General features: G+C 62.2%; 20 protein-coding genes. 15 read left to right on the top strand and 5 right to left on the bottom strand.

The window, feature by feature from the left end:
• Positions 1-134: 134 nt before the first annotated feature.
• From ACSQ3G_RS06595 to ACSQ3G_RS06585, 3 genes are all read left to right on the top strand, one after another.
• Positions 135-836, top strand: coding sequence for a DUF899 family protein (locus tag ACSQ3G_RS06595; protein WP_436109454.1), 702 nt, complete (start codon positions 135-137; stop codon positions 834-836).
• 85 nt (positions 837-921) lie between these two features.
• Positions 922-1,311: a DUF1236 domain-containing protein gene (locus ACSQ3G_RS06590; protein ID WP_436109453.1), complete on the top strand. Its 390-nt coding sequence runs from the start codon at positions 922-924 to the stop codon at positions 1,309-1,311.
• Positions 1,312-1,469: 158 nt separating this feature from the next.
• Positions 1,470-1,712, top strand: coding sequence for a DUF982 domain-containing protein (locus ACSQ3G_RS06585; RefSeq protein ID WP_007772754.1), 243 nt, complete (start codon positions 1,470-1,472; stop codon positions 1,710-1,712).
• 33 nt (positions 1,713-1,745) lie between these two features.
• Here the strand turns inward: ACSQ3G_RS06585 and ACSQ3G_RS06580 are convergent, their stop codons facing one another.
• Positions 1,746-2,387 carry a ChrR family anti-sigma-E factor gene (locus tag ACSQ3G_RS06580; protein ID WP_436109452.1) on the bottom strand — a complete coding sequence of 214 codons (642 nt, stop codon included), beginning with the start codon at positions 2,385-2,387 and terminating at the stop codon, positions 1,746-1,748.
• 341 nt (positions 2,388-2,728) lie between these two features.
• On the opposite strand from ACSQ3G_RS06580, the gene ACSQ3G_RS06575 reads away from it, so the two are divergent.
• The 5 genes from ACSQ3G_RS06575 (at position 2,729) to ACSQ3G_RS06555 (ending at position 6,632) form a co-directional block, all read left to right on the top strand.
• Positions 2,729-3,766: a cysteine synthase A gene (locus ACSQ3G_RS06575; RefSeq protein WP_436109451.1), complete on the top strand. Its 1,038-nt coding sequence runs from the start codon at positions 2,729-2,731 to the stop codon at positions 3,764-3,766.
• 25 nt (positions 3,767-3,791) lie between these two features.
• The gene (locus ACSQ3G_RS06570; protein WP_105429771.1) at positions 3,792-4,529 is read left to right on the top strand and encodes an alanyl-tRNA editing protein; all 738 of its coding nucleotides are present in this window, start codon (positions 3,792-3,794) and stop codon (positions 4,527-4,529) included.
• A gap of 25 nt (positions 4,530-4,554) precedes the next feature.
• On the top strand, positions 4,555-5,421 hold the full coding sequence (sseA, locus tag ACSQ3G_RS06565; protein WP_436109450.1) for a 3-mercaptopyruvate sulfurtransferase: 867 nt from the start codon (positions 4,555-4,557) through the stop codon (positions 5,419-5,421).
• 5 nt (positions 5,422-5,426) lie between these two features.
• Positions 5,427-5,984: a GNAT family N-acetyltransferase gene (locus tag ACSQ3G_RS06560; protein WP_046668066.1), complete on the top strand. Its 558-nt coding sequence runs from the start codon at positions 5,427-5,429 to the stop codon at positions 5,982-5,984.
• Between the two features lie 144 nt (positions 5,985-6,128).
• On the top strand, positions 6,129-6,632 hold the full coding sequence (locus ACSQ3G_RS06555) for a DUF1203 domain-containing protein (RefSeq protein ID WP_436109449.1): 504 nt from the start codon (positions 6,129-6,131) through the stop codon (positions 6,630-6,632).
• Between the two features lie 67 nt (positions 6,633-6,699).
• Here ACSQ3G_RS06555 and ACSQ3G_RS06550 read toward each other — a convergent pair whose 3' ends face one another.
• Positions 6,700-7,386: a PadR family transcriptional regulator gene (locus ACSQ3G_RS06550; protein ID WP_436109448.1), complete on the bottom strand. Its 687-nt coding sequence runs from the start codon at positions 7,384-7,386 to the stop codon at positions 6,700-6,702.
• Between the two features lie 181 nt (positions 7,387-7,567).
• Positions 7,568-8,686, bottom strand: a complete 1,119-nt coding sequence (ald, locus tag ACSQ3G_RS06545) for an alanine dehydrogenase (protein WP_046624153.1) — start codon at positions 8,684-8,686, stop codon at positions 7,568-7,570.
• A gap of 153 nt (positions 8,687-8,839) precedes the next feature.
• Here ald and ACSQ3G_RS06540 point away from each other — a divergent pair, with 153 nt between their 5' ends.
• The 6 genes from ACSQ3G_RS06540 (at position 8,840) to ACSQ3G_RS06515 (ending at position 15,084) form a co-directional block, all read left to right on the top strand.
• The gene (locus tag ACSQ3G_RS06540) at positions 8,840-9,301 is read left to right on the top strand and encodes an Lrp/AsnC family transcriptional regulator (protein WP_105424932.1); all 462 of its coding nucleotides are present in this window, start codon (positions 8,840-8,842) and stop codon (positions 9,299-9,301) included.
• A 93-nt stretch (positions 9,302-9,394) separates the two neighbouring features.
• Positions 9,395-9,733 (top strand): PilZ domain-containing protein, encoded by a 339-nt coding sequence (locus tag ACSQ3G_RS06535; protein WP_105419365.1) that lies wholly within the window; start codon positions 9,395-9,397, stop codon positions 9,731-9,733.
• Positions 9,734-10,036: 303 nt separating this feature from the next.
• Positions 10,037-11,656, top strand: coding sequence for a sensor histidine kinase (locus ACSQ3G_RS06530; protein ID WP_436109447.1), 1,620 nt, complete (start codon positions 10,037-10,039; stop codon positions 11,654-11,656).
• Positions 11,653-12,021: a response regulator gene (locus ACSQ3G_RS06525; protein WP_436109446.1), complete on the top strand. Its 369-nt coding sequence runs from the start codon at positions 11,653-11,655 to the stop codon at positions 12,019-12,021. The genes ACSQ3G_RS06530 and ACSQ3G_RS06525 overlap by 4 nt, the downstream gene beginning before the upstream one ends.
• Before the next feature lie 158 nt (positions 12,022-12,179).
• A complete protein-coding gene (locus ACSQ3G_RS06520) occupies positions 12,180-14,168 on the top strand; it encodes a bifunctional 2',3'-cyclic-nucleotide 2'-phosphodiesterase/3'-nucleotidase (RefSeq protein ID WP_436109445.1) in 1,989 nt (662 codons plus the stop codon).
• A 79-nt stretch (positions 14,169-14,247) separates the two neighbouring features.
• Complete coding sequence (locus ACSQ3G_RS06515) at positions 14,248-15,084, top strand: PhzF family phenazine biosynthesis protein (RefSeq protein WP_436109444.1); 837 nt, start codon at positions 14,248-14,250, stop codon at positions 15,082-15,084.
• A gap of 88 nt (positions 15,085-15,172) precedes the next feature.
• Here the strand turns inward: ACSQ3G_RS06515 and ACSQ3G_RS06510 are convergent, their stop codons facing one another.
• Positions 15,173-15,733 (bottom strand): DUF2087 domain-containing protein, encoded by a 561-nt coding sequence (locus tag ACSQ3G_RS06510; RefSeq protein ID WP_436109443.1) that lies wholly within the window; start codon positions 15,731-15,733, stop codon positions 15,173-15,175.
• 300 nt (positions 15,734-16,033) lie between these two features.
• Between ACSQ3G_RS06510 and ACSQ3G_RS06505 the strand changes: the two genes are divergently transcribed.
• The gene (locus ACSQ3G_RS06505; protein ID WP_105419373.1) at positions 16,034-17,062 is read left to right on the top strand and encodes a CorA family divalent cation transporter; all 1,029 of its coding nucleotides are present in this window, start codon (positions 16,034-16,036) and stop codon (positions 17,060-17,062) included.
• Between the two features lie 28 nt (positions 17,063-17,090).
• Here ACSQ3G_RS06505 and ACSQ3G_RS06500 read toward each other — a convergent pair whose 3' ends face one another.
• A complete protein-coding gene (locus ACSQ3G_RS06500; RefSeq protein WP_436111674.1) occupies positions 17,091-18,059 on the bottom strand; it encodes a LysR family transcriptional regulator in 969 nt (322 codons plus the stop codon).
• Between the last annotated feature and the right edge of the window lie 129 nt (positions 18,060-18,188).

Here is an 18,188-nt window from a genome sequence, read left to right as displayed (position 1 = left end):
CACGCGCCTGTCGGAATAGACCGCCGACGCACGTCCTTTATGTGGGCGTGCCTGTGTTCGCCCACAATTTGGCGACTATATCAGCGGGGGCAAGGCCAAGTCTCCTGCCCGGCCATTACAGATGGAGGAATGTCATGGATATGCAGAGCCTCACACCAGCAATCGAACTTGCCAGAAAGAACGGCGTGCACTTTCCCAACGAAAGCGCCGCATACAGGGAGGCGCGCGATGCGCTTCTCGCCGAGGAAATCGAGCTCCGCCGCCATATCGAGCGCGTGGCCGAGCAGCGACGCCATCTGCCGCCCGGCGGGCATGTGCCGAAGAACTACACGTTCGAGGGCGCGAACGGCACGATCTCGTTCGAGGAACTGTTCGGAGACAAGGAAACGCTGGTCATCTACAGCTATATGTTCGGTCCGGAGCGGGAGCGGCCCTGCCCGATGTGCACCTCGCTGCTCTCTTCCTGGGACGGCGAGGTTCCGGACATCCAGCAGCGTGTCGCGTTCGCGGTCGTCGCACGCTCGCCGCTGCAGCGCCTCACCGATTTCAAACGCGAGCGCGGCTGGCATCATCTGCCGCTCTATTCGGATACAAGCGGCGAGTTCAGCCGGGATTACCACGCGATCGGCAAGGACGGCAGCGACGACGCGGCCTTCAACGTGTTCACCCGCCGGGATGGAACCATGCGGCATTTCTGGGGCGGCGAGATGGGCGGCGTCACCGCCGACCCCGGCCAGGACCCACGCGGCGCACCCGATCTGATGCCGATCTGGACGATCCTCGACTCTACCCCGGAAGGCCGCGCACCGCACTGGTATCCCAAGCTGACCTATTAGGACTGAAGTCCTACGCGCCCATCGCGGCGGAACGAAAGATGATGCCGCCACGTTCTCCGGCCACTTCAACCGAAAGGAAGTGACCATGAAAAAGCTCATCATTCTCTCCGCCGCGATCGGTCTCCTCGCGACCGGCGCCATGGCCCAGCAGAGCACGGTCAACGGTGCCGTGGGCGGTGCGGTTACCGGTGCAATCGTCGGTGGACCGGTCGGTGCTGCCGTGGGTGGCGTGGTCGGCGCGGTCGCCGGCACGGCGATCGATCCGCCGCCGGAACGGGTCGTCACCTATGTACGCCAGCAACCTGTCCAGCAGTCCGTGGTGGTGCAGGAGCGCGTCGTCGTCGGCCAGCCTATCCCGCAGCAGGTCATGCTGACGCCTATCCCGGAATCGCCGACCTACGCTTATGCGGTCGTCAATCAGCAGCGCGTCATCGTCGATCCGCGCACCCACACGGTCGTTCAGGTCGTCGAATAATCGCCTCCTTATTGCTGACGGAAAGCCGTCGTGTCGAGAGGTACGGCGGCTTGTCTTTTGGGCCATCGCCTGCCCGATCAAATATTTTTTGGAATCCGACGGAACCAATTGCTCGCTTCGTCGTTTTCCAAGGTTGATATTCAGGGAGGAAACGAAAGATGCCGCAGGCAAGTTGGCAAAAACCGGTGCGCGTCGCCTTCGGGCAACTCGGTACTGAGGTCATCAACGGACCGTTCGAGGCGCTTGCGCTCCTGACGGATCGGTGGCCGGATATGCGCGGACCACACTTTGTCAAGGCGCGCAGCGTCTGCCGGGCAGCGCTCGATGGGCGCAGATCGCCGGAGGAAGCGCGCCAGCAATTCGAAGAAGCGGTCAGCGAAGCGCAACTGCATCTGAACTGAACGAATGGGCCGGCGGTCGCCGGCCTTGATGGTTCAGAGACCGATCAGATCGCCGAAAAGCCGGAGGGTGGAGCCGGAAAGGGCGATCGGCGCGAACAGCACGGAAAAACAGAGACACGGCTCGCGCTTGCCCGCGATCGGCCGATGGTCCAGTGTTTCGTCCGCGATCGAGATATCACCTTTGCCGAAATTGCCGCGATGGTCGCGAAATTCGCCGTCGAGCACCAAGGTCAGTTCAAGCCCCTGATGGCCGTGCTGGGGCAGCGCCCTTCCCGGTCGTACCCATAAAAGGCTCGTCTCGACATCCTTCGACCTTTCGATGACGTGATGGCGCAATCCCGGGAGCTTCGTTTTCCATCTGATATCGGCAAGGTCCGTACCCGCATAGGCGCGCAGCGGCGCGGGAAATCCCGATTTTGCGAAGATCCTGGCAGGAGGCTCCGCCGGCGCGGCGGAGGCGAAGATCTCAGCCAACCGTCGCTCGCGGGCCGACAATGCCACGGGCGGGGTCATTTGCAGGATCTCACCGGCAAGGCCCTCCATGAGACCGGCCAGTTTCGCGGCGGAGGCCTGCATTTCCAGATGCGAACCGACGAGAACGTGAGCCGGCTCCGGAAGTGAGCCGGACACGTAATGCGCGATCAGAAGATCCAGCCGTTCAAGGTTCCGCAGCATGTCCAAAATGCCAGTTTTATGCAAAAATCCGGTCAAAGCGAGGTCAATGCGTCGCCTAAAGCGGTTTCGTCTCTGCTTTAACTGTACGTCTATACGCATGGAGAGAAATTTGGATTACTACTTCCAATATAATAGGGCCGATTTTTTTAAGGGCTTGTCGATACATTAGAGGACGGCACTTCGAACCCTCTTTCACCCACCCCTCGCAACCGCGGATCCGGCCTCGGATAGATGGATTTTACGGGGGCAAACCCTTTCCGGAAACAGAATTTCTTGCCTCCGGGTCCTTGTCCGCCGAAAAGACCCTGTTTACATGTGCGATGAACAAGAAGGCACCCCCGATGACCTCCCATTCCTCCGTCCTCGACGTGATCGGCAACACGCCCCTCATCCGGCTGAACGGCGCTTCCGAAGCGACCGGCTGCGAAATCCTCGGCAAGGCGGAGTTCCTGAACCCCGGCCAATCGGTCAAGGATCGGGCAGCGCTCTACATCATCCGCGACGCTGAAAAGAAGGGGCTGCTGCGCCCCGGCGGCGTCATCGTCGAAGGCACGGCCGGCAATACCGGCATCGGCCTGACCGTGGTCGCGAAGGCGCTCGGCTATCGCACCGTCATCGTCATCCCGGAAACCCAGAGCCAGGAAAAGAAGGACGCGCTGAAGCTGCTGGGTGCCGAACTGGTCGAGGTTCCCGCCGTCCCTTACAAGAACCCGAACAACTACGTGAAAATCTCGGGCCGCCTTGCCGAGGAGCTTGCAAAGACCGAACCCGCCGGCGCGATCTGGGCCAACCAGTTCGACAACGTCGCCAACCGCGAAGCCCATGTCCAGACCACGGCGCCCGAGATCTTCGAGCAGACCGGCGGCAAGGTCGACGGCTTCATCTGCGCAGTCGGCTCAGGCGGTACGCTTGCCGGTGTCGCCCTCGGCCTCAAGGCCCGCAACCCGGACATCAAGATCGGCATCGCTGATCCGGAAGGTGCCGCCCTTTATGAATTCTACGCCCATGGCGAGTTCAAGTCGGAAGGCAATTCGATCACCGAGGGCATCGGCCAGGGCCGCATCACCGCCAATCTCGAAGGTTTCAAACCGGACTTCGCTTACCAGATCCCGGATGCGGAAGCGCTGCCCTACATCTTCGATCTCGTCGAGCACGAAGGCCTCTGCCTCGGCGGCTCGACCGGCATCAACATTGCCGGCGCCGTTCGCCTCGCCAGGGATCTCGGCCCCGGCCACACGATCGTGACGGTGCTTTGCGACTACGGCAACCGCTATCAGTCCAAGCTTTTCAACCCGGATTTCCTGAAGTCGAAGGGCCTGCCGGTGCCGGCCTGGCTGGTGCAGAAACGGCAGATCGACATTCCCTTCCAGACGGTCTGATACCCTTCAAAGAACAGAGTGATCCATGCCCGTTGAAGCTCTCTACCGCGACGACTTCTATCTATCGACAGCAGAAGCGGTGGTGACGGCCATCCACGAGGACGGCGGCATCGAGCTCGATCGCACCTGTTTTTACGCCGCGTCCGGCGGTCAGCCGGGCGATACAGGCTTTCTCGAACGCGCCGACGGCACGAAAATCCAGCTTGGGCAGACCAGACACGGCGCCACCAAGGATATCGTCCTCCACGTGCCCCTGGAAGGCGAAGCCCAGCCGCTGGTCGGCGAAAACCTGGTCATGCATATCGATTGGCAGCGCCGCTACAAGCTGATGCGCATGCACACCGCCTGCCATCTTCTCTCCGTCGTCTGCCAGTATCCGATCACCGGGGCCGCCGTCGGCGAAGAGGAGTCGCGCGTCGATTTCGACATGACCGACACGATCGACCGTCAGGAGGTAACCGCCAAGCTGATGGAACTGGTCGGCCAGAACCACCCCGTCTACGTGCAGTGGATCACCGACGAAGAGCTTGCCGCCAATCCGGGCATCGTCAAGTCGAAGAACGTACGCCCGCCGATGGGTCTCGGGCGGGTCAGCCTCGTCTGCATAGGCGAAAATTCCAGCGTTGACAGCCAGCCCTGCGGTGGAACACATGTCTCCGAAACGCAGGAGGTCGGGGCGATTCATATCGCCAAGATCGAGAAGAAGGGCAAGGAAAACCGCCGGTTCCGCATCCGGTTCGGCGAGCCCGGCGCAGAGGCCTGATATATCGGCCCAAAGGAGATATGACATGAGTGAAACCAGCCGTTTCGTCGTTTCGTCCGAGTGGCTTCACAACGAGCTCGGCAGCCCCGACCTCAAGATCCTCGACGCCTCCTTCTATCTTCCCGCGCAGAACCGCGACGCGGATGCCGAATACGCAGCCGGGCATATTCCGGGCGCCATCCGCTTCGATCACGACAGGGTCGCCGATCACTTGACCGGCCTGCCGCATATGGTGCCGGCGCCGGACGTGTTTGCCGAGACCGTCGGCCGCATGGGCATCCGCGAAAACGACCGGATCGTCATCTATGACGGTCCCGGCATTTTCTCCTCGCCGCGCGGCTGGTGGCTGTTCCGGATCATGGGCGCAGGCCAGGTCTTCGTGCTCGACGGAGGCATCGACGGCTGGAAGGCCGAGGGCCGGCCCCTCGAAACGACCGTCCCCTCGCCCGAACCCGTCACCTTCACCCCGAATTTCCGGGTCGACAAGGTGATCGACTTCCAGACCATGCTGTCGATCGTCAGCGAAGGCACGCGCCAGATCGCCGATGCACGGCCGGCCGGCCGTTTCGCCGGTACCGACCCGGAGCCACGCGCCGGCATGCGTTCCGGCCATATGCCGGGCGCGCTCAGCCTTCCGTCCGGCACGTTCTCGGTCAACGGCAAGCTGCGTTCGCTGCCCGAGCTGCAAAAGGCGATCGAGGATGCCGGCATCGACTTCGGCCGGCCGGTGGTGACGAGTTGCGGCTCCGGCATCACCGCCGCGATCATCACGCTGGCCCTCGAATCCCTCGGCCACGAGGACAACGCGCTCTATGACGGTTCATGGACCGAATGGGGCAGCCGCCAAGATACGCCTGTGGTTACCGGCCCGCCCTCGCCGAAAGCGGCGTGAGCGTCATGGCCAGGAAGCCCGCTCCGCTGAAAGCCCATGTCACCAGCCTGGAAATGACCGCACCGCCGAAAACAAGCCTGGCCGTGCCGGTCAATATCCAGACGGCGATCATCCGCGCCCCCGAAATCCCGCTTCACTACTATCGCTATCTCTATCGGCAGGTGGGCAAACGCTGGCACTGGTACAAGCGCCTGCGCATGGGTGACGACGAACTGGCGGCCGCCGTCCACAATCCGCGAACCTCCGTCACGGTGCTCTACGTCAACGGCGCGCCCGCCGGCTTTTTCGAGCTGTTCAAGGAAAGCGACGACGTCATCGAGCTCTCCTACTTCGGCCTGTTCGAGCGGGCGATCGGGCTCGGCATCGGCAAGTGGTTCCTGCTCCAGGCGCTCTATGCCGCCTGGCAGGACAATCCGCAGAAGGTGACCGTCACCACCAATACGCTGGACCACCCGCGCGCCCTGCAGCTCTACCAGATGATGGGTTTTTCGCCGGTTTCGACCTATGAAGCGCTGGTTCCGCCGATGACGGATGCCGAGCTCCTGAAAGCGCTCGACGGCTGATGTCGCGATTCTCACCCAAGGCGATGCTGATCGCTTTGGTGGTGATGATGCTGACGCATTCATATTCTTGACCGGAGGCAAGTATCGGGTGGCGAGAGGCATTCGACAGGCGCATCTCTTGTGCAACACGCACAGGAGAACCCCATGACCATTTCCTTCAAAGCCATGCCCGCCGCCGATGCAGAGCATCTCTGGAAGGGCGGCGCCGACGCCTACGGACGCCAGCCCGAAACGATGACATCCGACGGACCCGGTTATCCCTGCCGCCATTGCCTCAAGAATATCGATGCCGGCGAGGAATTGCTGGTTCTCGCCTACCGGCCCTTCCCCGAACTGCAGCCCTATGCGGAAACCGGCCCGATCTTCCTGCACAAGCAGCCCTGCCGGCGTTACGCGGCGGAAGAGGTCCTGCCGCCGATGCTGGCGAGCACGGATTATATCGTGCGCGGCTACGGCCCGGACGACCGGATCGTCTATGGCAGCGGCGCAGTGACGCCGACCGAGACGATCGCCTCGCGCGCCGAGGAACTGCTCGCCCGTGACGACATCGCCTATGTGCATGTCCGCTCGGCCCGCAACAATTGTTACCAGTGCCGGATCGACAAGGTCGAAGTGCCGGCGTTCGCGGACACGGCTCTCGCAATCTGAAACGCGAAAGCGCGCCGTTCTATCGAAGCGGCGCGCCATCATGTTCGTCCTGAAGCCCGCTTAGGCTTCAATTCTGGGTATTGTCACCCTGCTCGTTGTCGCGCTCGAGGCTTTCGGCGAAATCGAGCAGCAACCTGACGATCTCGCTGCCCTTCTTTTCGTCGCCCTCGAGCTTGCGGGCGATCACCTCGCGAAGGTTGAGCATGGCGGAATCGACGCTGCGCGGCAGTGACGGGCCGGTTTCGCGGCCGCGTTCGTGGCGCTCCTGCCGCTGCTTGATGCGCTCGGCGAGCTGCGACAACCGATCGAGGATCGTCGCGGCAAAGCCGCGGTTCTCGTCGAGATACTTGCGGCCTTCGTCGGTGATCGCATAGCGCTTCTTGTTGCCGTCCGCCTCGGCGACCACATAGCCGGCCTCTTCAAGATAGGTCAGCGTCGGGTAGATGACGCCGGGGCTCGGTGCATAGAAGCCGTAAGTGAGATCCTCGATATGCTTGATGATCTCGTAGCCGTGGCGCGGCTCCTTCTCGATCAGCGCCAATACGACGAGGCGCAGGTCGCCCTGCATCAGGAAGCGGCCAATCCGGCCATCGCCGTCGTCGCCAAAACCGCGGCCGCCGCCGGGACCACCCCGGCCGCCGCGTCCAAATCCTCCACCAAACGGGCCGCCGCGGGCGGCGAACACTTCCTCGAACCCTTTGCTGCCACCGCGTTCGCCGCAGCCATTACGTCCATCGAACCTGTGCTTGAACATTTTCATCTCCTTAGACTGTCTTTCGATATATCTAAAGATAAGCACACCAGATGCTCCGTCAATGACTTAGATATATCTAAATCATATCGCATTGATTTTGAACACAGAAAAACGCCGGACGCGAAGCGCCCGGCGTCTCTCCAGCCCCTAAAGTGTCTCAGCCGGTCCGCGGCACTTCCGGTTACGCGACGCTGAGCAGGCTTTCCGGAGCGAAGGCCTCGTAGCCGAGCGCTTCCGCGACCGGCTTGTTGGTGACCCGGCCCCGATGAACGTTGAGGCCGTTGCGCAGGTGCCTGTCTTCGGCGATCGCCCGCAGGCCGCGGTCGGCCAGCGCCAGCCCGTGCTGCAGCGTCGCATTGTTCAGCGCATGCGCAGAGGTCACCGGCACGGCACCCGGCATGTTGGCGACGCAATAATGGACGATGCCGTCAACCTCGTAGGTCGGCTCGGAATGGGTCGTCGCATGCGAGGTTTCGAAGCAGCCGCCCTGGTCGATCGCGACGTCGACCATGACCGCACCCTGCTTCATGCCCGAGAGCATTTCGCGGCTGACCAGTTTCGGTGCGGCGGCACCGGGGATCAGCACGGCGCCGATGATCAGGTCGGCGGAGAAGACTTCCTCTTCCACCGCGTCGATCGTCGAATACCGGGTGTGGACGCGGCCGTTGAAGATGTCGTCGAGCTGGCGCAGGCGCGGCAGCGACCGGTCGATGATCGAGACGTCGGCGCCAAGACCGGCGGCCATCCGGGCCGCATGCAGGCCGACGACGCCGCCGCCGATGACGGCGACCTTGGCCGGCAGCACGCCGGGCACGCCGCCGAGCAGGATGCCGCGGCCGCCATGGGCCTTCTGCAGCGCGGTCGCACCCGCCTGGATCGCCAGGCGGCCGGCGACTTCCGACATCGGAGCCAGCAACGGCAGCCCGCCGCGATCGTCGGTGACGGTCTCGTAGGCGATGGCGGTGACGCCGGACGCGAGCAGACCCTTGGTCTGTTCCGGATCGGGCGCGAGATGAAGGTAGGTATAGAGAAGCTGGCCGTCGCGGAGCTGTACCCATTCGGAGGGCTGCGGTTCCTTGACCTTGACGACCATGTCGGATTTTTCGAAGATTTCCTTGGCCGAACCGACGATCCTGGCCCCGGCTGCCACATAGGCGCCGTCATCCGCGCCGATGCCGGCACCTGCCTTGGTCTCGATCAGAACCTCGTGGCCGTGGGCCACATATTCACGTACCGCGCCGGGCGTCAGCCCCACGCGGTATTCATGGTTTTTGATTTCCTTCGGGCATCCGACACGCATTCAGCGTTCCTCTCAGTTGTGGCTTTCGCCGTTGATGTTCCCGTGAGAAAGAAAACCAGAAAATCGCGTGAATGTCCTTGCGAAGACGAATTGCGAAATGTCGCATTTTCGCAGATAATTGCTTGAACGGCCGATTTTTCGAAGGATCCACGAATGAGTGCATTCGATGCCATTGATGTTGCGATCATGCGAACCTTGCAGCAGGAAGGCCGCATCTCCAATGCGGAGCTTGCCGAGCGTGTCGGGCTGTCGGCGTCCGCCTGTTCGCGGCGGCTCGACATCCTTGAAAAGAGCGGCACGATCAGCGGTTATCACGCCCGGCTTTCCAACAAGGCGCTCGACTACAAGATGATGGTGATCGTCCACATCTCGTTGTCCGGCCAGTTCGCCAGGACGCTCACGGAATTCGAAGCGGCGGTCAAACTCTGTCCCAACGTGCTGGTCTGTTACCTGATGTCGGGCGAATACGACTACATCCTGCGGGTCGCCGCCAAGGACCTCGAGGATTACGAGCGGATCCATCGCGACTGGCTGTCGGCGCTGCCGCATGTGGTGAAGATCAATTCGAGCTTCGCGCTGCGCGAAATCATCGACAAGCCGAATGTGGGACTATGATCGGGATCGCTCGACTTTTACGGATCGTCCTAAAAGGATTTCAAGGCGCGGCATGTATCTTCCGCGTCAGAGAAACAACGAGGGCCGCACCGCATGATCACCACCAGCAACGGACGAATGAAGACCCGTAGTGCCGAGCGCAAGAAAACCCGCATCCTCGGTACGGTCAAATACTTCAACCAAGCCGTCGAAGGCCGCGTTACCGACCTTTCGCCAACCGGCATGGCGCTCGACCTCGGCGGACGCACGTTGCATGCCGCCGACGGCAGTCCGGTCCGGATCGAAAGCGAGGAACTCGGCATCCTGGAAGGCACCGTCAAATGGCGCCGCAGTGGCCGCCTCGGTGTGCAGTTCAGCATCAACAGCAATGCGGTGGCGCAGGTATCGTCCTATTTCCGCTTCTTCCACAGGGAAGTTCCAGCCTCGCGCTGAGGCCGGATGGCTCAATTTCGCTTCCACTCGACTTCAATTTATTCGTGCGTCACGAATCATCGCCATGCATAATTGAAACCAATGTAAAGGCGGCGCCCAACAGAAATATCAAGCGCTGAGTGGCATTTACTAATTATTTACTACTTGCCGTTGAATCCATAAGTGATAAAACCCTAATCTAAACCGGAGCCGGCGAAACTAAAACCGCCCTCGTCAAGAGTAGCGACTGTTCAAGTGTCCACGTTTTTCCCGCCTGTATTGAGCCGACAGTCACGGCGCACAGGCAAAACAAAGGGTGCTTAGATGGTTGCTGTTCCCTTTAGCCTGCCCTCTCCGACATCGCGGGCGCCGCGCCTGCTGGTTACCCTTGTCACATGCTTTGCAGTCGCCCTCCTGGCACTGGGCGCACTTCTGGCGCAGTCCGACGAGCCAAGCCGTCCGGCCGTCACTGCGGCCGAGGCGGTTGTCCTCCTGGCGCTTGCGACCGCCTTGTTCGCAGCATCCATCTGGGCAAAACGAAGGATACAGCGCGACATCGACGCCAAGTTCTGCCGGCTCGAACGGTTCATGCAGGCGTTTGGGCAGACGCAGGGCATGTTGCGCAGCCTCGACGGCAGGATCGTATTCTGGGGGATCGGCGCGGAGCGCCTTTACGGTTATTCCGAGAAAGAAGCCCTTGGAAAGGATGATGTCGAGTTCCTGCACACCCGCTGCCCAAGCTCTCTCGAGGAAATCAATTCGGCCCTCGTTCGTGATGGCGAGTGGCAGGGTGAGCTCACGCGTCGCCATAAGGACGGCAGGGAGATCCACATCGTCAGCAAATGGTCGCTGAGCCGCGGCGAGGCCGGGGAGCCGGAAGTCGCGATCGAAGTCAGCCATGACATCACCTCCATCAAGCAGGCCGAACGCCAGCTCCATCAGACCAACATCCTGCTGCGCACCATCCTGGAAACCGCGCCGGGGCTGATCTACGCCAAGGACATGGAGGGCCGCATCATCCTGGCGAATGTCACGGCGCTCGACCTGATCGGCAGGCCATGGTCCGAAGTCGAGGGACGCACGGACATGGAATTCCTGGGCAGCAAAAGCCAGGCCGGGGCGGTTATGGCCAACGATCGCCGGATCATGGACCAGGCGAAAACCGAGGAATTCGAAGAAGCCATCAGCCACGCGGGCCACCATCCGCGGATATGGTCGTCGACTAAAGCCCCCTTGCGCGACGCCGATGGTAAAGTCATCGGCCTGGTCGGCGTCTCGGTCGAGATCACCGAGAGGAAACGGATCGAAGAGCGGCTACAGCTCATGGTCAACGAGTTGAACCACCGCGTCAAAAACACGCTTGCGACAATCCAGGCCATCGCCTCCCAGACCCTGCGGGGCGGCGATCCGATCGTGCGCCAGAACCTGGAGCGGCGGCTCATGGCGCTGGCGGCCGCCCATGACGTGCTCACCCGCGAAAGCTGGGAGGGGGCCAATATCGACGACGTGGTGACCGGCGCGCTGGCACCTTTCGGCGAGGGCGGCGACTATCGCTTCGCGGTCTCCGGGCCCTCCCTCCGGCTGTTGCCGCGGGCGGCGCTCGCGCTTGCCATGGGTCTGCACGAATTGACGACCAATGCCCTGAAATACGGCGCGCTCTCGACGGTCAACGGTCAGGTCGCGATCAACTGGCAGATTGTCGGGGGTGCCAAGCCTCTGCTGCGATTGACATGGACGGAAAGCGGCGGCCCGCCGGTCGTGGCGCCCTCGAGACGAGGGTTCGGCGTCAGGCTGATCGAGCGCAGCCTTGCCCAGGATCTCGGCGGCAAGGCATCGGTGATATTCGACCAGCCTGCCGGGATCATCGGCACGATGGAAGCGCCGCTCGCCGATGTCGCCGTCTCGGCGGAGGTGACGCCATTCGTGCAAATGGGGGCAAGGTGAACGACACCCAAATCTTCGCCGGAATTCGCGTCCTCATCATCGAAGACGAGGCGCTTGTCTCGATGATGCTCGAAGAGTTCCTGGAGCAGATCGGCTGCAGGACGATGGCGACGGCCTCGCGGCTCGATGATGCGATCAGCAAGGCCCGGTCGCTTCCCCTGGACATGGCCCTGCTGGACGTGAACCTCGCCGGCGAAGCCAGCTTTCCGGTCGCCGAGATCCTTACCGCGCGGGACATTCCCTTCATTTTCGTGACCGGATACGGGCCGCTCGGCCTGCCTGCCGACATGCGCCATATCCCCGTCCTTCCCAAACCCTTCCAGATGGCCCAACTCGTCGACGCCATGCGAATGGCGGCCTATTGATACGTCCGGTTGACACCTCCTTCCGACCGCTTTTGGGATAGGCCCAGCGATCCTCACGACTATCTCCTCCACCGCTCAGAATCCGCTTGGCGATACAATCCACGCAGGTCAATATGGCGCCGAATTGTCGCTTATCGGTCCGCTCCAAGGAGGCTGCCATGCCATCGCTCAACGATCTTCATCCGATCACCCGCCGCTCGCTGCTCGGAGGTCTTGCCGCCTCGTCGGCGCTTGTCATGCTGCACCCGTTTGCTGCCCGTGCGGCTGGCAACCAGGCGCATCTGCGCATCATGGAAACGACCGATATCCACGTCCACGTCTTCCCCTACGACTATTACGCCGATAAGCCGAACGACACGCTCGGCCTTGCCCGCACCGCCTCGGTCATCGACGCGATCCGCGCCGAAGCCGGCAATTCCATGCTGATCGACAATGGCGACTTCCTGCAGGGCAATCCCATGGGCGACTACATGGCCTATGAGCGCGGCATGAAGGACGGCGACAAGCACCCGGTCATCAAGGCGATGAACGTGCTCGGCTACGATGCCGGCACGCTCGGCAACCACGAATTCAACTACGGCCTCGACTTCCTGTTCAAGGTTCTGGCCGGTTCCGGCTTCCCTTATGTCTGCGCCAACCTCACCAAGGGCCAGCTCGCCTCCGACGCCAAGAAGGACGAGCTTTTCCTGAAGCCCTACGTGATCGTCGAAAAGCAGATCCGTGACGGGTCAGGCGCGACGAGCCCGGTCAAGGTCGGCTTTATCGGCTTCGTGCCGCCGCAGATCATGACATGGGACGCAAAGAACCTCGAAGGCAAGGCGCAGACCCGAGACATCGTCGATGCGGCCAAAGCCTGGGTGCCGGTCATGAAGGAGGAAGGCGCCGACATCGTCATCGCCCTCTCCCATTCCGGCATCGACGGAGGCGGACAGAGCGACCGGATGGAAAACGCCTCGCTCTATCTCGCCGGCATCCAAGGCATCGATGCGATCTTCACCGGCCACCAGCATCTGGTCTTCCCGGGCACCAAGGATTTCGACGGCATTGTCGGCGCTGACACCAAGAAGGGCAAGCTGATGGGCAAGCCGGCGGTCATGGGCGGCTTCTGGGGCTCGCATATGGGGCTGATCGACCTGCTGCTCGAAAAGGACGGCAAGAGCTGGAAGATCGTCGATTCGACGTCCGAAGCCCGGCCGATCTATCATCGCGACGAGGCCCGCAAGATCGTCGCAGACGTCAAGGACAAGCCGGAAGTCATCGCCGCCGCCAAGGAAGAGCATGAGGCGACGCTCGCCTATATCCGCCGCGCGGTCGGCAAGAGCTCGGCGCCGCTCTATTCCTATTTCGCGCTGGTCGCCGACGACCCGTCGGTGCAGATCGTCGCCAATGCGCAGACCTGGTACATCAAGGACATGCTGAAAGAGGGCCAGTACAAGGACATTCCCGTGCTCTCTGCGGCGGCGCCCTTCAAGGCGGGCGGCCGCGGCGGCGCCGAGTATTTCACGGATGTCCCGGCGGGCGACATCGCCATCAAGAACGTCGCCGACCTCTATCTCTATCCGAATACCGTGCAGGCGGTGCTGATCACGGGAGCTCAGGTCAAGAACTGGCTCGAAATGTCGGCCGGCATGTTCAATCAGGTGCAGGCGGGCGCGAAAGACGCACCTCTCCTCAACAATGACTTCCCGTCCTACAATTACGACGTCATCGACGGCGTCACCTACCAGATCGACCTGTCGCAGCCGACCCGGTTCGACAAGGACGGCAAGCTGATCAATGCCAACTCCAACCGCATCGTCGATCTCAAGTACAACGGCAAGCCGATCGACCCGGCCCAGAAATTCGTGGTGGCCACCAACAATTACCGCGCCGGCGGCGGCGGCAAGTTCCCGGAAATCGCCGGCGACAAGGTGATCTTCGTGGCACCCGACACCAACCGCGACGTGATCGTGCGCTATATCGTCGAACAGGGCACGATTAACCCGTCGGCCGACGCCAACTGGTCGTTCAAGCCCCTGCCCGGCACAAGCGCCATCTTCGAAACCGGCCCCAAGGCCCGCCAGTTCGCGACCGCGGTCAAGGGTGCCAAGATCGAGGACGCCGGCGACGGCGAGAACGGCTTCGCCAAGTTCCGGCTCGTGCTGTAACGGCCAACACCACCCTTCGGCGATATCTGGACGGCAGCCTTGGCTGCCGTCTTTCTTTTCAATTGCATGAGGCAAGCCAATGCCAAAATTCTCCTTCCAGCAGGTAGACGTCTTCTCCAGCCAGCCGATGCGCGGTAATCCGCTTGCCGTGGTGATCGGCGCCGATGGACTGAGCGACGCGCAGATGCAGTCCTTCGCCAACTGGACCAATCTCAGCGAAACGACATTCCTGCTCGAGCCGACCGATCCGAAGGCCAGCTACCGGGTCAGGATTTTCACACCGTCGCAGGAGCTGCCTTTCGCCGGCCATCCGACGCTCGGCACTGCGCATGTCTGGCTCTCGCAGCAACAGACGTCACCGACCGGCGACATCATGCAGGAATGCGGCGCGGGCCTCGTCCGCATCCGCCGTGACGGTAATCGGCTTGCGTTTGCGGCGCCGCCGCTTACGCGCAGCGGCCCTGTGGAACCGGCGCTGGTGGAGCGGATCGCCAAGGCGCTCAGCCTGCCCACCAACCTGATCGAGGATTCCAACTGGTGCGAGAACGGCCCGGACTGGATCGGCGTGCGCCTGCCCTCGCGCGCCGATGTGCTGGCGGTCAAGCCGGACTATTCCGCTCTCGCCGGCACCCGCGTCGGGCTCGTCGGACGCTTCAATCCCGATCTTGACGGGAAGGAGGCGCAATTCGAGGTGCGCGCCTTTACCCGCAACGGCTATGAGGATCCGGTCACCGGCAGTCTCAACGCCGGCCTTGCCCAATGGCTGATCGGATCCGGTGTCGCGCCGGAAAGCTACGTTGCGGCCCAGGGCACCGTGCTTGGTCGCGCCGGCCGGGTGTATGTCGACAAAGTCGGCGACGATATCTGGATCGGTGGAGACGTGGTCACGTGTATCCAGGGGACGCTGGAACTCTGAACCCATCGGAGGTGCCATCGGGAGGGAAATTCCCGACCGATGGCTCACGATCGCGATCTGGACCGATCCGGAATGGGCTGACCGGCGGTTATGCCGCCGTCGCCCTGGCGAGACCGATTCGCGACAACAGCAGTTTCAATTCGGCCGGCGGCTTCTGCTCGATGCGCCGGTATTCACGGCCGTCGCGGGTGCGCTGGACGAGACCGAAATCGAAGAGGTCGCGGCGCAACATCGCGGCATCGCCGAACAGATGCAGCGTGTTCAAGAGTTCGCTGATCTGACGTTCGGTGAACTCCCGGTCCGCCGGTATCTTCGACCACAGGAACCACAGGCAGAGTTCCTGCAGTCCGCGCTTGCCGGGCCAGCGCACCAGCCTGCCCTCTTCGTCGAAATGGCGCGCTGTCTTGAGCACCCGCGCCTCATCGGGCGCCGGCATGTCGTCCAGCACCGGGCGCCATTCAGCGACGACGTCGGCCGTTTTGGAAGCAGCCCGAAAATGCTGGTAATTGCGAAAACCCGCTGCGCGCGTCAGCAGATTGAGCATCTCCAGATGGCTCGGCTTGTGATCGAACCTGAGGATTTCGCTGCGAAGGGATTTGGCGAAAGCCGACAGGTCGGCGATCTCCATGGGAAAGATGGATCTCGGCATGTCTTATCCTTAAACGCGCCATTCCCTCAAAATCAGGGTGTCGCTGGTCGCCGGCTTGTCGACTCTAGCACGGGATAAGTGCTGATCATCTTTGTCTGTGCAGGTTTAGCTTCCCTTTCGGGACGGCGACGCCTCGGTGAACTGCAGACCGTGGCGCCGTTATATCAGAGGTCGAAACGTCGTCAACTCGCGGCCGGCGCGCGCCGGTCGTTCCGCCGTTGTTGAGGGAATGCTTACCCTTCGCGGGCATGGTATTTGCTGGTAGAATCGATCCGAAATCGGCGGGGAGGACGCGCACGGATGCTCGAAAAGGCGAAGACCGCGGTAAGCTACGGAGACGAACCCGGCCTGCGCTTCGCCCTTGTCCTCGACGGGCACGGCGGCTGCAGGACGATGAACATGGCCGAGGCCTGCAGCTGGAAGCCGGGAGACGGTCTCGTCTGGCTGCATTTCGAGCGCGATCATCCGGCAACGGCGGAATGGATAAACACCAATGGCGGCTTCGATCCGCTGGTGGCGGAGGCTCTTCTTGCAGAGGATTCCCGCCCGCGCGTCGAGCCCCTGGACGACGGGCTGCTGATCATCCTGCGCGGTGTCTGCGCCGCTCCGCCGGAAGAAGCAGAAAAGAACTCCGACGAGATCGACCTCGTCCCCCTGCATATCTGGGTGGACGAACACCGGCTGGTGACATTGCGCGACAGCGGCCACTATATCACGGCACTACGCGACATCCGGCGGGCGCTCGACAACGGCAAGGGTCCCCGGCAGGCGGGAGAACTGCTAGCGCTCGTCAGCGACAAGCTCGTCCGCGATCTGGAGCCGGTGCTCGACGACATGGACGAAGAGGTCGACGAACTCGACGAGCTGATTTTCAAGGGAGAAGCGAGCGAGGTCCGCCAGAGGCTCAAGCTGCTGCGTCGCCGCGCCGTGCAGCTACGCCGCTATCTCGCGCCGCAACGCGACGCGCTCAGCAGGATCGAGCACGACGACGCGCCATGGCTCAGAGAGCGGGACAAGCTCCGCTTCCGCGAGGTCATCGACAAACTGATGCGGTTCATCGAATATCTCGACGCGATCCGCGACCGCACCGGCATCCTTCATGACGACCTTTCCACGGTCATCGGCGAGCGGATCGCGCGCAATTCCAACCGGCTTGCCGCGCTGGCGGCCCTTCTCCTGCCTCCGAGCGTCGTCGCCGGCCTCTTCGGCATGAATGTCGGCGGCATTCCCGGCGTCGGCGAGACCTGGGCTTTCCTGCTCATCGTTGCGCTGGTCATCGTTATTTCCGCCAGCACGCTGTGGATCCTCAAGCGCATCGAGTGGCTCTGAACCCCACGCCCCGCCGGAACCGCTTCGGCTATTCGGCGGCTTGAGGTATCCCTTCCCGAGGTTCGATACCGAGCATCTGCTTGAAGTCGTCATGGCTCGGGCAGCTCGAAAGGCGGCGCTCCATGGCCTCGACCAGCCACCGGCCCGCAGGTCCCAGCGGGTTTGCTGCTTTTCGCATGGCATAGAGCGGGTATTGGCTCTGCTCGTAGGCTTCGAGATCGAGCGCCACGAGAGTTCCGTCCATGATGTCCCTTCCGGCGACCGAAGCCGGCAGGCCGCCCCAGCCAAGACCACCCTTGATCAACTGGTGCTTGGTGGCGATGTCGCTGACGCGCCATGTCTTGTAGGACAGGACATTGAAATCGCGGCCCTTGGTCAGGCCGGACGTATCCGTGACGACCATCTGGACTTCCTCGCGCACGTCCGCGAGCGTCAGGGGCCGACCGAGTTTTGCAAGCGGATGTTCGGCAGCGGCGACCGGGATCATGAAGGAATAGCCGATCTTCTCCATCACCACCGAATCCTCCTGCCGAAGGATCGATCCGCCGATACCGATATCGGCCTTCCCGGAAATGACCATCTCCATGACCATGCCGAGCTCGCCGATATTGAGATTGAGCGCCACGCTCGGGAACCTCTCCCGGAACTCGCGCAGCTCCGTCACGACGGCATCGGACGGAACCATCACGCTCAGCGCCACCGACAGTTCCGCCTCCAGCCCCTGCTTGATGCTCTTTGCCCGGGCGCGCATCACCTGGAGGTCGGCGACAATGCGCCGGGCGTCCGTCAGCAGCGCCTTGCCCGCTTCGGTCAGCTTCGGCTGACGGGCGCCGCTGCGCTCGAAAAGCGTCACTTCGAGCTGGGTCTCAAGATTGCCGATCGTATAGCTCACCACCGATTGCGCCCGGTTCAGCATCCGCGAAGCTGCGGAAAAACTGCCCGTTTCGGCAACCGCCAGAAACACCTGCAACTGATCGAGTGTGGGATTGGCATCCATGGTCGTCATCCATATTTTCGATAGATAGCTTCGATATTATCTCAGTTTTATCGATGGGCGTCCACGCCTATCTATTCTCTCGAACACAGCGGATCCACCCGCTCCTCAATCCTTCTGCAGGCCCAAGAC

This window comes from Neorhizobium tomejilense (assembly GCF_964254135.1).
Taxonomy (GTDB): Bacteria; Pseudomonadota; Alphaproteobacteria; order Rhizobiales; family Rhizobiaceae; genus Neorhizobium; species Neorhizobium tomejilense.
This window is presented reverse-complemented; position numbering and strand designations above follow the sequence as displayed.

What these genes read in the sequence shown, in the direction of transcription:
- ACSQ3G_RS06595 (WP_436109454.1), top strand. Translation starts at nt 135, where the DNA reads ATGGATATGCAGAGCCTCACACCAGCAATCGAACTTGCCAGAAAGAAC.
- ACSQ3G_RS06590 (WP_436109453.1), top strand. Translation starts at nt 922, where the DNA reads ATGAAAAAGCTCATCATTCTCTCCGCCGCGATCGGTCTCCTCGCGACC.
- ACSQ3G_RS06585 (WP_007772754.1), top strand. Translation starts at nt 1,470, where the DNA reads ATGCCGCAGGCAAGTTGGCAAAAACCGGTGCGCGTCGCCTTCGGGCAA.
- ACSQ3G_RS06580 (WP_436109452.1), bottom strand. Translation starts at nt 2,387, where the DNA reads ATGCTGCGGAACCTTGAACGGCTGGATCTTCTGATCGCGCATTACGTG.
- ACSQ3G_RS06575 (WP_436109451.1), top strand. Translation starts at nt 2,729, where the DNA reads ATGACCTCCCATTCCTCCGTCCTCGACGTGATCGGCAACACGCCCCTC.
- ACSQ3G_RS06570 (WP_105429771.1), top strand. Translation starts at nt 3,792, where the DNA reads ATGCCCGTTGAAGCTCTCTACCGCGACGACTTCTATCTATCGACAGCA.
- sseA (WP_436109450.1), top strand. Translation starts at nt 4,555, where the DNA reads ATGAGTGAAACCAGCCGTTTCGTCGTTTCGTCCGAGTGGCTTCACAAC.
- ACSQ3G_RS06560 (WP_046668066.1), top strand. Translation starts at nt 5,427, where the DNA reads ATGGCCAGGAAGCCCGCTCCGCTGAAAGCCCATGTCACCAGCCTGGAA.
- ACSQ3G_RS06555 (WP_436109449.1), top strand. Translation starts at nt 6,129, where the DNA reads ATGACCATTTCCTTCAAAGCCATGCCCGCCGCCGATGCAGAGCATCTC.
- ACSQ3G_RS06550 (WP_436109448.1), bottom strand. Translation starts at nt 7,386, where the DNA reads ATGTTCAAGCACAGGTTCGATGGACGTAATGGCTGCGGCGAACGCGGT.
- ald (WP_046624153.1), bottom strand. Translation starts at nt 8,686, where the DNA reads ATGCGTGTCGGATGCCCGAAGGAAATCAAAAACCATGAATACCGCGTG.
- ACSQ3G_RS06540 (WP_105424932.1), top strand. Translation starts at nt 8,840, where the DNA reads ATGAGTGCATTCGATGCCATTGATGTTGCGATCATGCGAACCTTGCAG.
- ACSQ3G_RS06535 (WP_105419365.1), top strand. Translation starts at nt 9,395, where the DNA reads ATGATCACCACCAGCAACGGACGAATGAAGACCCGTAGTGCCGAGCGC.
- ACSQ3G_RS06530 (WP_436109447.1), top strand. Translation starts at nt 10,037, where the DNA reads ATGGTTGCTGTTCCCTTTAGCCTGCCCTCTCCGACATCGCGGGCGCCG.
- ACSQ3G_RS06520 (WP_436109445.1), top strand. Translation starts at nt 12,180, where the DNA reads ATGCCATCGCTCAACGATCTTCATCCGATCACCCGCCGCTCGCTGCTC.
- ACSQ3G_RS06515 (WP_436109444.1), top strand. Translation starts at nt 14,248, where the DNA reads ATGCCAAAATTCTCCTTCCAGCAGGTAGACGTCTTCTCCAGCCAGCCG.
- ACSQ3G_RS06510 (WP_436109443.1), bottom strand. Translation starts at nt 15,733, where the DNA reads ATGCCGAGATCCATCTTTCCCATGGAGATCGCCGACCTGTCGGCTTTC.
- ACSQ3G_RS06505 (WP_105419373.1), top strand. Translation starts at nt 16,034, where the DNA reads ATGCTCGAAAAGGCGAAGACCGCGGTAAGCTACGGAGACGAACCCGGC.
- ACSQ3G_RS06500 (WP_436111674.1), bottom strand. Translation starts at nt 18,059, where the DNA reads ATGGATGCCAATCCCACACTCGATCAGTTGCAGGTGTTTCTGGCGGTT.